Below are 13,312 nucleotides of genomic sequence, written 5' to 3'. Positions count from 1 at the left end.
GAACGCATAGGGTTCACGCCGGCTCGTCGCCCCGGCGAAGGCCGGGGCCCAGGAACACCGGCCCAATCGCAGGATCGCCTGCCGATGGATCCCGGCCTTCGCCGGGATGACGGCCTCTGCGGGCCTTTCTCCGATCCTCATGCGAACAATCCATGCAGGAACCAGCGCGGCTGCGGCCGGTCGGCCGTATAAAAGCCTTCCCGGTAGAGCCAGAAACGGCCGCCATTGCGATCTTCGACGCGGAAGTAATCGCGGTCGGGCCAATCGCCGCCGGCGCGCCACCATTCCGGCGCAATCCGCTCCGGGCCCTCGGCGCGGGCCACCTGGTGCAGCACCCGGCGCCAGCGAAAGCTGAGCGGCGGGCCGTCCGGCACCTCGCCCATCGCCTCGATGGGCTCGGGCGGATCGAACAGGCTGAGCGGCCGCAGCGGCGGGTCGCCGGGCTCCAGTTCGTCCTGCCAGGGGGCCGTATTGCCGCCCATGGCGAAGACCGGCACCCGCCGCGTCCGCCGCTCGGGAATATGCGTGTCTTCCCGCAGGAACCCCTGCACCCGCTCGGGCCCGAAACGGGCACCGAGACGATCGACCAGATCGGCCACCGCCTCGTCATCGAGCGCATGCCCCTCGAGGCTCGATTGCGCGGCCAGGAAAGGCTCGGTGCGAAAGGCGCCGAGGCGGATCAGGTCGAAGCCGAAGCCGGCATCGAGCGGATCGGAAAGCGCATCCAGTTTCTCGTGGAACAGTCTCGCGATCGCCTTCGGCGCCCGGTTGGGCCGCGCGGTCGTGACATCGATCCGCCGCACGGCGCCGTCGACGCGATAGAAGCTCGCCTCGAAATGGCGGCCACCCTCTCCCCGCGCCTCCAGCAGCGAGGCGACATCGGCGGCGAGGCGGGCGAGCGTGGCGGCGATATCGTCCTGATGGGCGATTGGCTGGAAGAAGATCCGTTCGGCCAGCGCCGCGGGAACCGGCCGGCGCGGCGAGATCGGATGCTCGGCAATGCCGGCCAGCCGTTCCAGCCGTTCGACGCAATCGGCGCCGAAGCGGGCGGCGAGTGGGGCGCGCGGCCGGTCGATCAGATCGGCGACGATCTTCAGCCCGGCCCGCCGCAGCGCCTGCACCCGCGCGGCGTCCAGCCCCAGCGCCGTGATCGGCAGGGGCCGGACCGCCTCCGCCTCGCGGCCGGGCGGCACGATCACGCGATCCCGGCCCCGCGCCAACGCACGGGCGGTTGCCGGCGCGCCGGCGATCGCGCCATGCGCGGTGAGGCCAAAGCCGGCAAGCCGCGTCAGCAGGTCCTCGAGCAGCGCCGCCTCGCCTTGGAAGAGATGCGCGACGCCGGTGATGTCGAGCATCAGGCCGCGCTCGCCATGGCGGGCGACCAGCGGCGTATAGCGATCGCACCAATCGGCGATCCGCTCCATCAAGGCCTCGTCGGCGGCGGGGTCATGCTCGGCCACCACCAGATTGGCGATGCGCGCCCGCGCCTCGGCCAGCGTCAGGCCGGGGCCAAGTCCCTGCCGCAACGCCGCCGGGTCCGGCGCGGCCAGCGCCAGCGCGCCCTTCGCCTTTTCGACGATCAGCAGCGGCGCTTCAGCCGGCAAGCCGGAATGGGGCGCGTTCGGCAGGTTTCGGAGCCGGTTCGATGCGAGGAAGGGCAGCCGGATCGCGCAATAGCGCCGGGGGCTTGAAGAGTTTTTCATCGCGGTTCCACTCCAGCCGCCAGGGTCCGCCGGGCGGTCCATGGCGATGGCGCAACAAGGTCAGGTCAAAGGTCGGATGGCCCGGCGCGTTCATGGCGAGCGGCGCGGCCGGTTCGGAACGCACGAGCCAGCGGGTCTCCGCCCCGCCCGGCATCGGCCGCGCGCCCGGCCGCAGCAGCAGGACGGTGACGCCCGAAGCCTCCGCCGCCAGCGAAAAGCGGCGCTGTGTCGTCAAGTCGAGCGCCTTCGGTTCGCCCCAGGGCTCGATGATCACGGCGCCCAGCGCGCCGCAGCGGGCCGCCTCGCCGCCGGCGCGCAACACGGCCAGCGCATCCCGCAACTGCACCAGGATCAGCGCGGAGGGATCGAGACCCAGCGCCTGCAGGCCATCGGCATGGAGGTCGCCGCCCTCGCGGGCGGCATAATCCTGCCGCACCCAGACGATCGGTCGCCCGGCGGGGGCCGCGGCCAGCGCCAGGGCCAGCGAAAAGCCCGACGCCGCGATGGTGTCGGCGCCCGAAGCGGCATGGATTTCATGCAGCGCGCCGCGCGCCAGCCCGCCCCCCAGCGCGGCATCGACCGCGTCCCGGTCGAGCGCGATACGGGACGCGCGCGCGGTTGCCCTCGGCGAAAGGGCCTCGCCCGGCGGTGCGGGCCGGGCCGTCGTCTCCAGCGCGGCAATGCGCTGCCGCAATGCGGAAAGGGTCGTCCTTGCGGTATCCATCCTGGTCGTCGCTATCCGATCCGATCGCCATTGTTCCTGTTTTGTTCTATCCAATACGACTCCAAATCAGGCAAGAGTTCAATCGCGCGGCAAGCGAACTACCCAGCCTGTCGCGTATCAGAACGGGTACCCTCATCCGGAGGGGGCGATCGCCTGCGGGGAGATCCTGGAGCGTCACGAAAAGGAGAAAGGACCGCGGGTCGCCGTGCCAATGCTGCCAGTTTATGGCATCATGGGATGAAAGGGATGCGCCATGTCGCGATCGCAACGCCTGCTGGACCTGATCCAGATCCTGCGCCGTCACCGCCGGCCGGTGAGCGGCCAGGTGCTGGCCACGGAACTCGGCATCAGCCTGCGCACCCTCTATCGCGACATCGCCACGCTCCAGGCGCAGGGCGCGTCGATCGAGGGCGAAGCTGGCATCGGCTATATCCTGAAGCCCGGCTTCATGCTGCCGCCGCTGATGTTCTCCGAGGACGAAATCGAGGCAATGGTGCTGGGCTCGCGCTGGGTTTCGAAACGCGCCGATCCCCGGCTGGCGCTCGCCGCCAGCAATGCGCTGGCCAAGATCGCGGCCGTGCTGCCGGCGGATCTGCGCGAGGATCTCGACAGTTCGACGCTGCTGGTCGGCGCCAGTTCGACCGAGACGCCCGGTGTCGACCTGGCCGCGATCCGCGCGGCGATCCGCGGCGAGCGCAAGCTTGCCTTCGCCTATGTCGACGCGGTCGGCGCCGCTTCGCAGCGTACGGTCTGGCCGTTCGCACTTGGCTTCTTCGAGAAGGTGCGCGTGCTCGTCGCCTGGTGCGAGACACGGGAGGACTTCCGCCATTTCCGCACCGAGCGGATGGCCGATCTCGTCGTCACGGAAACGCGCTACCCGCGCCGGCGGCAGGCGCTGCTGAAGGAATGGAAGATCGCCGAGGGAATCAGCCATCCGACACTGCTGCCATAAACTGACAGCAGGCTCGGCTACACCTGCCTCCATCGACAACGGAGGCAACACCATGACGACCCCGAACATGATCCTGCTCTATGTGAACGACACGGCCGCCAGCGCCGCCTTTTATGGCGACCTGCTGGGCCATCCGGCCGCGAGCCTGTCGCCCAACTTCGCCGCACTGCCGCTCGACAACGGCCTGACGCTCGGCCTCTGGGGCCGCGCCCAGGCCAACCCCGCCACCACCGCCACGGCAAACGGCGCCAATGGCGAGATCGTCTTCATGGTCGAGAACAAGGACAGGATCGACGCGCTCTATGCCGACTGGCAGCAGCGCGGGCTCCAGATCGAGCAGGCCTTGACCGTCCTCGATTTCGGCCCGACCTTCGTCGCCCTCGACCCCGACGGCCACCGCCTGCGGGTCTGCCTGCAGGACGAGTAAGGTCCTCGCTTGAACCCTCCCTCAAGGGGAGGGTTCAAGCGAGGCGCGCCCTACTTCCACATGCCCCGCATCCGGGCCGCTATGTCGACGGGGACGCGCGGCATGGCGGCGGCTCCCGCCACTTCGCTCGGCGCCGGGGGCCAGATCACCTGCTGGAACAGGCCGATGATGGCGGAGGGAATGAAGCGAGTACGGGTCGCGTAGATGTGACGGTCGCCGCCGCGCGTCTGCTGCGTGACGAAGAAACGCTGCGGCATGACGAGGTGCAGTTCGTCCTTGGCGCGCGTCATGGCGACATAGAGCAGCCGCCGTTCCTCCTCGATCTCCTCGGCCGTGCCGGTCGAGAGATCGATCGGCATGCAGCCATCGACGACGTTGAGCACGAACACCGATTTCCACTCCTGCCCCTTGGCGGAATGGATGGTCGAGAGGATCAGATAATCCTCGTCGAGCAGCGGCACGCCCGCCTCGCCGCTTGTGGCATCCGGCGGATCGAGCGTCAGCTCGGTCAGGAAGCGCTCGCGCGAGGCAAAGCCGGCGGCGATCTGCTCCAGCTGCACCAGGTCGGCCAGCCGCACCGTCGCGTCCTCGTGGATGCGCTCGAGATGCGGTTCGTACCAGCTGCGCACCGCCTCGATCTCGGCCGGCCAGCCCAATTTCGCCTGGCGCAGATGGCCCACCAGCTCAACAAAGGCCGGCCAGTCGGCCGCCGTCTTCTGCGGCGGCTTGAACTCGGCCAGCGCCGCAACGGGATCGACCGCGCCGGCCATCGATTCCAGCATCTTGCCCGCCGTGCCCGGCCCGACGCCCGGCAGCAATTGCGCGACACGAAAGCCGGCGACGCGGTCGCGCGGATTTTCCACGAAACGCAGGACGGCGAGCAGATCCTTCACATGCGCCGCGTCGAGGAACTTCAGCCCGCCAAACTTGACGAAGGGGATGTTGCGCCGGGTCAGCTCGAATTCGAGCGGGCCCGAATGATGCGAAGCGCGGAACATCACCGCCTGTTCCTTCAGCGCCACGCCGCGCTCGCGCGCCTCCAGCACCGTCTCGACGACATAGCGCGCCTGCTCGGCCTCGCCGCGCACGGTCACCAGTTGAGGCTTGTCGCCGCTTTCGCGCTCGGTCCAGAGGTTCTTGGTGAAGCGCTCGGTCGCCAGCGAGATCACGCCATTGGCGGCGGCGAGGATCGGCTGGGTCGAGCGGTAATTGCGCTCCAGCGTGACGATCTCGGCGGCCGGCGAGAAATGGCCGGGGAAATCGAGGATGTTGCGGACGGTCGCGGCGCGGAACGAATAGATCGACTGCGCGTCGTCGCCGACCACCGTCAGCCCGTCCCCCTTCGGCTTCAGCCCGAGCAGGACGGAGGCCTGCAGCCGGTTGGTGTCCTGGTATTCGTCGACCAGGACATGGTCGAAGCGGGCGGCGATCTCGCCCGAGATCGAGGGCTCGGCCATCAGATAGGCCCAGTAGAGCAGCAGATCGTCGTAATCGAGCACGTTCTGCGCCTGTTTCGCCTCGACGTAAGCGGCGAACAGCGCCTTCAACTCGTCTTTCCACATGGCGCACCAGGGGAAGACCCGGACCAGTACCTCGTCGATCGTCGTCTCGGAATTGACCACGCGCGAATAGATGGCGAGGCAGGTGCCCTTGGCGGGAAACCGGCTTTCTTTCTTCGAGAGCCCGCGCTCGTGCCGGACCAGGTTCATCAGATCCGCGGAATCCTCGCGGTCATGGATCGTGAAGGCAGGATCGAGGCCGATCCATTGCGCGTGCTCGCGCAGGATTTTGGCGCCGACGCCGTGGAACGTACCGGACCAGGCGAGCGCATCGGTCAGCACGCCACCCTTGGCGCCGAGCACGCTCGCAGCGATGCGCTCGACCCGCTTCGCCATCTCGCTCGCCGCGCGGCGCGAAAAGGTCATCAGCAGGATGCGGCGCGGATCGGCGCCGTTCAGGATCAGATGCGCGACCCGGTGCGCCAGTGTGTTGGTCTTGCCGGAGCCGGCGCCGGCGATCACCAGCAGTGGGCCGCGCTCCGGCGTGGTGACCCCGAATTCGACGGCGCGGCGCTGGTCGTCGTTCAGCCGGGCGAGATGGGCAGCCGTCATGGAGATACGTGGTTCCGTCGAATCAAGGGCGGGATCGTCCCGGATTGGAGCATGTTTCCCGTTTTGTTCGCAATGCGGACGACCGCCGCATGGGCCGGTGTTGACTCGCCATTTCCGTTACGTCACCTTGAGTTGTGCGGCCGGCTTCCTGCATCCAGGACCACCGCACCCAGCATCTGCGAAACGGATCGGCTTCGACGGGGGAAGTCAGGATGTCGGACGGCAGGGGCCTGCGCCTCGCCTCGGAGGATGGCCAGGCCTCGCCTGCGCCGCCGCCCTCCGGGCCATGGGCCGCATCGCTCGCGGAGCCTCCCGATCCGTGGCGGCTGTTCCGCCTGCTGCGCCGCCAGATTTGGACTTTTTTCGGCGTCGTCATCGCCATCAACCTGTTGGCCGCGCTCTTCCTCTGGCAGGCAACGCCGGCCTACAAGGCCTCCGCGCTGGTCATCGTCGATCCCTGGCAACGAAGCATGCTCGACGCGGACCGGCCCGAAGGCGGCAGGTCGGCCGATGCGGCGCGGGTCGAGAGCGAGGTCGAGATGCTGCGCTCGCCCTCGGTGTTGCTGTCGGTGGTCAACACGCTGAACCTGGTTCGCGACCCAGAATTCGCGCCGAAGCGAGGCTTGCGGGCGCGTCTGGCAAGCCTGCTTGGCCTTGGTCCAGCCACGCTGTCCGCCGAACAGGCGACCCGGCTGACGCTGAAGCGGCTGAGCCAGGCGATTGCGGTCACCCGTCGGGGGGCGACCTATGTCATCGAAGTCGCGGCCCGTTCCCGGGATCCCGACAAGGCGGCGCGGATCGCCAATCAACTGGGCCGCTGCCTATATCGACGCGCAGATCCGCGCCAAGGTCGATTTCGCGGCCGATATGCAGAAGCGGCTCGCCCAGCAGCTCGAAAGCGCGCGCGCCGCGCTGCGCGAGATCGACCGCAAGCTCGACAGTTTCCTCGACGACAATATTCTCCAGATCGAAGACACCGAGCTTCGCGCCGAGCTGCGGGACATCCGCTCCGCCATCAAGGAGCAGGAGGCGAACCGCCTTCGCTACGACGCGCTCGCCGGCCGCTCGCGCGAACGCGCCCGCAAGCGCGAATGGGACGCGCTGATCGCCGAACTGAACTCCGAGCGTATGGTGCGGCTCCAGGCGCAGGCAGCGGCGATCCGTCAGGGACCCGCTCCCGCCGACAGCGCCGACACGCAGACCCGGCTCGCCCAACTCGACCGGCAGATCGACAAGGAAGCCCAGGCCGTGATCGCGAGGATCGCCGCGGAGGCGAGCACGGCACAGCAGAACGAGGCCGAGTTGCGCAACCGCCTCAGCCAGCGGCTGACGGGGCCCGACGTGCCGGCCGACCTTGTGCTGCATTTTCGCGAGGTCGAGGGGGATGCAGCGGCGCTGCGCCTGGTCGTCGACAAGCTCACGACCAATTCGACGACCGCGACGGCCGAAATCGACCTGCAGCTTCCCGACAGCCGGATCGTTTCGGCAGCCCTGCCCCCCTCCACCCCGACCTATCCGGACACGCCGCTGATCGCCGGCCTCGCCATGGCTTTCTCCCTTCTGCTCGGCGTATCGGCCGCCATCCTGCGCGACAGCCTTTCTGGAGGCTTCGCGGACGAGAGCGCGCTCGAGGCGTTCTCCGGCGTGCCGGTGCTCGCTTCCCTCCCCGCTATCGAGGCACGACGCACGGGGGACAAGCCGGCGGACGAAATCCTCGAAAATCCGGCCGGCCCTTATGCCGAAAGCGTGCGCCGATTGCGGCTCGGGCTCGATCTCGCCCCGTCCGTTCCGCGACCGCAGGGAACCGCGCGCATCGCGCTGGTGACGGCGGCCCTCCCCGGTGAGGGCGCGACGCTGACTGCGATCGCGCTGGCGCGATCCTTCGCGCTATCCGGCCGCAAGACGCTCCTGATCGATGGCAATCTGCGCGAGCCCGGCATTCACGCCGCGCTCGATCGCGATCGCCGGCACGGCCTCGCCGATCACCTGGCCGGACGCATCGCCTCGGTCCTGCCCGCCGACGCCTTTCAGTTCGACGACGTCACGCCGCATCTGACCGTCGCCGCCGGCCCCGGCGATGCGCGCCTCCGGGTGGATGCGCTGCTGCAATCCGGCCGGCTCGGCAACTGGCTGCAGACGGTGCGGCAGGCCTATGACCAGATCGTCATCGACAGTTCGCCCGTGCTTGGCGTCGTCGACACGCTGCTCTGGCTGCGCCATGTCGACGATGTCGTCCTGGTCGTCGAGGCCGCGACGCGGGCCCGCGATGTCCGCGCTGCGCTCCGCGCAATGGCGCGCGGCGGGCGGGGCACGGCGCATCTCTGGCTGGCGCTCAATCACGCGGCCCGCCCCCGACGCCACGCTTCCCGAATGGCCCGCATCGCTCCGCCGCTGCAACCATTCGGAAAGAATGTTCCAAACTGACGGGTCCGAACCGAACTCCTGAGAGACCCGCGCGTTGAATTGGTAACCCCCGGCCATGCAACATCCCCGCAAAGCGAGGGGGCATCCCCGGCAAAAGGCGCATGAAGCGCAAGCTGCGTTTGAGAGGCTATCACTATGGCAGGTTCGAAGATTGTTCCGGTTATTCTGGCGGGCGGATCGGGAACACGACTCTGGCCGATCTCGCGCGACAGCATGCCGAAGCAGTTTTTGGCGCTCGGCTCCGATCGCACCTTCTATCAGGACACGCTGCTGCGCGTGCCACCCAAGAGCGCCGGCGGAACGGACCCGATCATCATCACCGCCGATGCCTTCCGTTTCTTCGCTCGCCGTCAGGCCGCGGAAATCGGCGTCGACGTCACCATCATCCTGGAGCCGGCACGACGCGATTCCGCGGCGGCGCTGATCGTCGCAGCCCGCTATGCGCAGAAGATCCATGGCGATGATTGCCTGGTGCTGGCGCTGGCCGCAGACCATCTGGTGCCCGACGTGGCCCTGTTCCAGCAGGCCTGCCTGGACGCCGCCGCGGCCGCCGAGGAAGGCCATATTGTCACCTTCGGCATCACACCGACCGAGCCGCGCACCAGCTATGGCTATATCAAGCCCGGCAAGCCGCTCGGCACGCCGGGCGCCTTCGCCGTCACCTCCTTTGTCGAGAAGCCGGACCGCGAGACCGCGGAACGCTATGTCGCCGACGGCTATCTCTGGAATTCCGGCAATTTCATCTTCCCGGCTGCGCTGATGCTGTCCGAGGCCGCCAAGTTCGAGCCGGAGATCGCCGCCGGCGCCGAAAAGACGATCGCAGGCGCGATCGAGGACATCGGCTTCATTCGCCTGGACGAGAAGAGCTTCGTGGCGATGCCGGCCAAGTCGATCGACTACGCCGTGCTCGAGCGCACCGACCGCGCCGCCGTCATCGAGGGCCGCTTCAGCTGGTCCGACATCGGTAGCTGGGACGCCGTGCGCGACAGCCGCGAGGCCGGCGAACATGGCAATGTCACCTCCGGCCCCGTCGCGCTGATCGACAGCCACAACGCCTTCATCCACTCCGAGGGTCCGCTGATCACCGGCATCGGCCTCGACAACATGACCGTCGTCGCCTCCGAGGACGCGATTCTGATCATGCCGTCCGACCGGGCCCAGGACGTCAAGCATCTGGTCGCCAGCCTGAAGGCGGAAAAGCGCCACGAGGCCAACGAGCACATCAAGATCCACCGGCCCTGGGGCACCTACCAGACGATCTGCCGGGGCGACCGCTTCCATGTGAAGAAGATCGTCGTCGAGCCCGGCGCCAAGCTGTCGCTGCAGAAGCACCACCATCGTGCCGAACATTGGGTCGTCGTGCGCGGCACCGCCGAGGTGACGCTGAACGACAAGATCTCGACGGTGAATGAGAACGAGTCGATCTACCTGCCTCTTGGCGCGATCCACCGCGTCTCCAACCCCGGCCTGATCCCGCTCGAACTGATCGAGGTCCAGACCGGCTCCTATCTCGGCGAGGACGACATCGTCCGCATCGAGGATATTTACGCGAGGGTGTGAGGGGCGCCAGACGCCCGCATGGCCGGAAGCGTGGACCACCACGCCTCCCCACCTCGTCTGGGATGGAGACACCCCACACCTCCCCACCCTCGCCGTCATCCCGGGCCTGACCCGGGATCCATTCAACAGGGTTGCCAGCCGTGCCAAACGCCCAAGTTCACGGCTGGATGGGTCCTCGCCTTCGCGAGGATGACGGCGGAGGTTGGGCGTTGGCGGGAGCGCGGACCCAAAAAGGCCCCTACTTTTCCAGCCGGGCGATCAGGCTCGACGTGTCCCAGCGGTTGCCGCCGATGGCCTGGACGTCGGCGTAGAACTGGTCGACCAGCGCGGTGAGCGGCAGCTTCGCGCCGTTGTTGCGCGCCTCATCGAGGCAGATGCCGAGATCCTTGCGCATCCAGTCGACCGCGAAGCCGAACTCGAACTGGCCGGCATTCATCGACTTGTAGCGGTTCTCCATCTGCCAGGACTGCGCCGCGCCCTTCGAGATCACCTCGACCACGGCCTCGACGTCGAGGCCGGCGCGCTTGCCGAAATGCAGCGCCTCGGCCAGGCCCTGGACGATACCGGCGATGCAGATCTGGTTCATCATCTTGGCGAGCTGGCCAGAGCCCACGGGTCCGAGCAGGCGGCAGGCACGGGCATAGCTGGCGATCACCGGCTCGACGCGGGCGAACGGCTCGGCATCGCCGCCGCACATCACCGTCAGCAGGCCGTTCTCCGCACCCGCCTGGCCGCCGGAAACGGGAGCATCGATGAAGGCGAAGCCGCGGCTCTCGGCCTCGGCGTGCAGCTCGCGCGCCACCTCCGCCGAAGCGGTGGTGTGATCGACAAAGACGGCACCCTGACCGAGCCCGGCAAATGCGCCGTCCGGACCGATGGTGACCGAGCGCAGATCGTCGTCATTGCCGACGCAGGCGAAGACGATGTCCTGCCCCTCGGCAGCTTCCTTCGGGGTCGCGGCAGCGCGGCCGCCGAATTCGGAAACCCACTTCGCGGACTTGGCGGCGTTGCGGTTGTAGACGGTGACCTCATGGCCCTTTGCCTGCAGATGCCGCGCCATCGGGTAGCCCATCACGCCGAGGCCCAGGAACGCTACCTTCGTCATCTCGATCTCCGTCCAATTCCATCCTGCCGGCGTCGATCCGCGACGCCCTGGCACAGGCCTAACATGGCCCCCGCTTCCTGACACCCCGCCCCGGCCGAGACACCGCCCTGCCCCATGAAAAAAGCGGGCGCCGGTGAGGGCCGCCCGCTTCCGTCATGCGGATAGATGTCCAGCGCCGCGCCGTTCAGTGGCGCGAGCTCTTCAGGAACTCGTTGAGACGCTGGCTGCGACCCTCGCCGAAGATCTCCGCAGGCGTGCCTTCCTCGGCGATCCGGCCCTGCTCCATGAAGACGATGCGGCTGGAGACCTCGCGGGCGAAGCGCATCTCATGCGTGACGATCAGCAGGGTCGCGCCGTCATCGGCGATGCTCTTGATGGTGGTCAGCACTTCCTGCACCAGTTCCGGATCCAGCGCCGAGGTCACCTCGTCGAGCAGCACCAGCTTGGGGTTCATCGCCAGCGCGCGGGCGATCGCGACGCGCTGTTGCTGGCCGCCGGAAAGCTGGCTCGGATAATGCTCGAGGCGCGCGCCGAGCCCGACCCGGTTCAGCCATTTCTCCGCGATCACGAAGGCTTCTTCCTTGCCGAGCTTCTTCACCTTGCGCAGGCCGAGCATGACGTTGCCGGCGGCGGTCAGGTGCGGAAACAGGTTGAAGCTCTGGAACACCATGCCGGTCATGGCGCGCTGGCGCGACAGCTCGGCGTCGCGGAGCCGCACCCGCTTGCCGCCGACCGTCTTGTAGCCGATCGTCTCGCCATCGAGGATGATGTCGCCGCCCTGGAATTCCTCCAGCAGATTGACGCAGCGAAGCAGCGTCGTCTTGCCGGATCCGCTCGAACCAATGATCGAGACGACGTCCTTCGGACGGAGGCTGAGATCAACGCCCTTGAGGATTTCCACGGCGCCGAAATTCTTCCGGAGCCCGCGAATGTCGAGCAGCGGTCGCGCGGTGTCTGTCGTGGTCATTGGCGGGCTCCGAGACGGCGTTCCATCGACTTGCCGAGCAGGTCCAGGGCGATATTCACCACCAGATAGAGGACGCCGGCGAAGACGTAGAATTGAATGGTCATGAAATTGCGGCCGATCACTTCCTGCGTCTTCAGCAGCAGTTCACCGACGCCGATCATCGAGAGCAGGCTGGAGCCCTTGATCAGCTCGACGCCGGTGTTGATCCAGGGCGGCAGCGACGTGCGGAGCGCCTGCGGCAGCAGCACATTTGCGAGGATCTGCGGGAAGGTGAGGCCGATGGAACGACCCGCCTCGATCTGGCCGGGCGGGATCGCCTGCAGCGAACCGCGCAGCAGCTCGCCGATATGGGCGCCGGCGAACAGGCCGAGCGCCAGCGTGCCGGCCTGCGCCGCCGACAGCGATAGCCCCAGCACGGCCGGGATGTAGAAGGCGGCGAGGATGAGGACCAGGAGCGGCGTGCCGCGCATGATATCGACATAGGCGCGGAACGGAAGACGGAGCCAGAGCGGCGCGAAGACGAGCTGGATGCCGACGATGCAGCCGAGGATCGTGCCGAACACGATCGCCCCGACCGAGATGCCGATCGTCATCAGGAAGCCGTCGAATATCGGCCATCGGGCGATCCAGAGCTGGGCGAGAAAAGCGTCCATTGGATAGGTGTGACCCGATCAGAATTTGGGGAAGCGGCGCTCGAGCCTTCGCAGCAGGGCGGCGATCGTGAAGCAGGCGGCGATGTAGAGGCCGCTCGCGACGGTCCAGGTCTCGACCACACGGAATGTGTCGACATTGATCTTGCGGGCTTCGAAGGTCAGCTCGGGAATGGCGATCGCCGCGGCGATCGAACTATCCTTGAACATGCCGATGAAGGTGTTGCCGAGCGAGGGCAGCGAGTTGCGCAGCATCACCGGCATGACGACCGACAGATTGGTCTGCATCCGCGTCAGGCCGATCGCCCTGCCAGCCTCGACGATGCCCTTCGGCACCGAAAGCAGCCCGGCGCGGAACACCTCGGTCAGATAGGCGCCGGCATAGAGCGCCAGCGAGCCGATGAAGCTTTCATATTTGTCGAGCCGGATCCCGGTTGCCGGCAGCGCGAAATAGACCAGCAGCACCAGAACCAGCAGCGGAATGTTGCGGATCAGCAGGACGTAGGTCCCGCTGATCCCGCGCAGCACGCGTGATTTCGACACGCTGGCAAATGCCGAAAGCAGCCCGAGGATCGTACCTACCGCCACGGCGGCGACGGCAAGAGCCAGTCCTATGGCGAGCCCGGCCAGAAGATGATCGAAGCTCGCCCAGACGGCACCGAAGTGCAGCGTGTAGTTCACGGTGGAAG

General features: G+C 67.5%; 11 protein-coding genes and 1 pseudogene. 5 read left to right on the top strand and 7 right to left on the bottom strand.

Going from position 1 to position 13,312, the window contains the following annotated elements; genetic code table 11:
* Positions 1–137: 137 nt before the first annotated feature.
* Together ACHMWQ_RS06710 and ACHMWQ_RS06705 are read right to left on the bottom strand one after the other, a co-directional pair.
* Entirely contained in the window at positions 138–1,703 is a 1,566-nt protein-coding gene (locus ACHMWQ_RS06710) for a Y-family DNA polymerase (RefSeq protein WP_396306845.1), read from the bottom strand.
* A complete protein-coding gene (locus tag ACHMWQ_RS06705; RefSeq protein WP_396306844.1) occupies positions 1,594–2,427 on the bottom strand; it encodes an ImuA family protein in 834 nt (277 codons plus the stop codon). Before ACHMWQ_RS06705 ends, ACHMWQ_RS06710 begins: the two co-directional genes overlap by 110 nt.
* A 253-nt stretch (positions 2,428–2,680) precedes the next feature.
* Between ACHMWQ_RS06705 and ACHMWQ_RS06700 the strand changes: the two genes are divergently transcribed.
* Together ACHMWQ_RS06700 and ACHMWQ_RS06695 are read left to right on the top strand one after the other, a co-directional pair.
* Positions 2,681–3,379, top strand: a complete 699-nt coding sequence (locus ACHMWQ_RS06700) for a YafY family protein (RefSeq protein WP_354551785.1) — start codon at positions 2,681–2,683, stop codon at positions 3,377–3,379.
* A 52-nt stretch (positions 3,380–3,431) separates the two neighbouring features.
* Entirely contained in the window at positions 3,432–3,806 is a 375-nt protein-coding gene (locus tag ACHMWQ_RS06695; RefSeq protein ID WP_396306843.1) for a VOC family protein, read from the top strand.
* A 50-nt stretch (positions 3,807–3,856) separates the two neighbouring features.
* Here ACHMWQ_RS06695 and ACHMWQ_RS06690 read toward each other — a convergent pair whose 3' ends face one another.
* Positions 3,857–5,917: an ATP-dependent helicase gene (locus tag ACHMWQ_RS06690; RefSeq protein WP_396306842.1), complete on the bottom strand. Its 2,061-nt coding sequence runs from the start codon at positions 5,915–5,917 to the stop codon at positions 3,857–3,859.
* A gap of 212 nt (positions 5,918–6,129) precedes the next feature.
* Between ACHMWQ_RS06690 and ACHMWQ_RS06685 the strand changes: the two are divergent.
* The 3 genes and pseudogenes from ACHMWQ_RS06685 to ACHMWQ_RS06675 all read left to right on the top strand — a co-directional run.
* Positions 6,130–6,438: pseudogene (locus tag ACHMWQ_RS06685) on the top strand (Wzz/FepE/Etk N-terminal domain-containing protein); the annotation flags it as partial.
* A gap of 226 nt (positions 6,439–6,664) precedes the next feature.
* Positions 6,665–8,341 (top strand): AAA family ATPase, encoded by a 1,677-nt coding sequence (locus ACHMWQ_RS06680; protein ID WP_396306841.1) that lies wholly within the window; start codon positions 6,665–6,667, stop codon positions 8,339–8,341.
* Positions 8,342–8,476: 135 nt separating this feature from the next.
* Entirely contained in the window at positions 8,477–9,901 is a 1,425-nt protein-coding gene (locus ACHMWQ_RS06675; RefSeq protein ID WP_396306840.1) for a mannose-1-phosphate guanylyltransferase/mannose-6-phosphate isomerase, read from the top strand.
* A gap of 238 nt (positions 9,902–10,139) precedes the next feature.
* On the opposite strand, the gene ACHMWQ_RS06670 is transcribed toward ACHMWQ_RS06675, so the two are convergent.
* The 4 genes from ACHMWQ_RS06670 to ACHMWQ_RS06655 form a co-directional block, all read right to left on the bottom strand.
* Positions 10,140–11,006: an NAD(P)-dependent oxidoreductase gene (locus ACHMWQ_RS06670; protein WP_396306839.1), complete on the bottom strand. Its 867-nt coding sequence runs from the start codon at positions 11,004–11,006 to the stop codon at positions 10,140–10,142.
* Positions 11,007–11,190: 184 nt separating this feature from the next.
* Positions 11,191–11,973, bottom strand: coding sequence for an amino acid ABC transporter ATP-binding protein (locus tag ACHMWQ_RS06665; protein WP_266330666.1), 783 nt, complete (start codon positions 11,971–11,973; stop codon positions 11,191–11,193).
* Positions 11,970–12,626, bottom strand: a complete 657-nt coding sequence (locus ACHMWQ_RS06660; RefSeq protein WP_396306838.1) for an amino acid ABC transporter permease — start codon at positions 12,624–12,626, stop codon at positions 11,970–11,972. The genes ACHMWQ_RS06665 and ACHMWQ_RS06660 overlap by 4 nt, the downstream gene beginning before the upstream one ends.
* An 18-nt stretch (positions 12,627–12,644) precedes the next feature.
* Entirely contained in the window at positions 12,645–13,304 is a 660-nt protein-coding gene (locus ACHMWQ_RS06655) for an amino acid ABC transporter permease (protein WP_396306837.1), read from the bottom strand.
* Positions 13,305–13,312 lie beyond the last annotated feature (8 nt).

Source organism: Kaistia sp. UC242_56 (genome assembly GCF_044452255.1).
Taxonomy (GTDB): domain Bacteria; phylum Pseudomonadota; class Alphaproteobacteria; order Rhizobiales; family Kaistiaceae; genus Kaistia; species Kaistia defluvii_A.
Note: the sequence above shows the minus strand (reverse complement) of the source record. Positions and strands in the feature narration are given on the sequence as shown.

What these genes read in the sequence shown, in the direction of transcription:
- ACHMWQ_RS06710 (WP_396306845.1), bottom strand. Translation starts at nt 1,703, where the DNA reads ATGAAAAACTCTTCAAGCCCCCGGCGCTATTGCGCGATCCGGCTGCCC.
- ACHMWQ_RS06705 (WP_396306844.1), bottom strand. Translation starts at nt 2,427, where the DNA reads ATGGATACCGCAAGGACGACCCTTTCCGCATTGCGGCAGCGCATTGCC.
- ACHMWQ_RS06700 (WP_354551785.1), top strand. Translation starts at nt 2,681, where the DNA reads ATGTCGCGATCGCAACGCCTGCTGGACCTGATCCAGATCCTGCGCCGT.
- ACHMWQ_RS06695 (WP_396306843.1), top strand. Translation starts at nt 3,432, where the DNA reads ATGACGACCCCGAACATGATCCTGCTCTATGTGAACGACACGGCCGCC.
- ACHMWQ_RS06690 (WP_396306842.1), bottom strand. Translation starts at nt 5,917, where the DNA reads ATGACGGCTGCCCATCTCGCCCGGCTGAACGACGACCAGCGCCGCGCC.
- ACHMWQ_RS06680 (WP_396306841.1), top strand. Translation starts at nt 6,665, where the DNA reads ATGTCATCGAAGTCGCGGCCCGTTCCCGGGATCCCGACAAGGCGGCGC.
- ACHMWQ_RS06675 (WP_396306840.1), top strand. Translation starts at nt 8,477, where the DNA reads ATGGCAGGTTCGAAGATTGTTCCGGTTATTCTGGCGGGCGGATCGGGA.
- ACHMWQ_RS06670 (WP_396306839.1), bottom strand. Translation starts at nt 11,006, where the DNA reads ATGACGAAGGTAGCGTTCCTGGGCCTCGGCGTGATGGGCTACCCGATG.
- ACHMWQ_RS06665 (WP_266330666.1), bottom strand. Translation starts at nt 11,973, where the DNA reads ATGACCACGACAGACACCGCGCGACCGCTGCTCGACATTCGCGGGCTC.
- ACHMWQ_RS06660 (WP_396306838.1), bottom strand. Translation starts at nt 12,626, where the DNA reads ATGGACGCTTTTCTCGCCCAGCTCTGGATCGCCCGATGGCCGATATTC.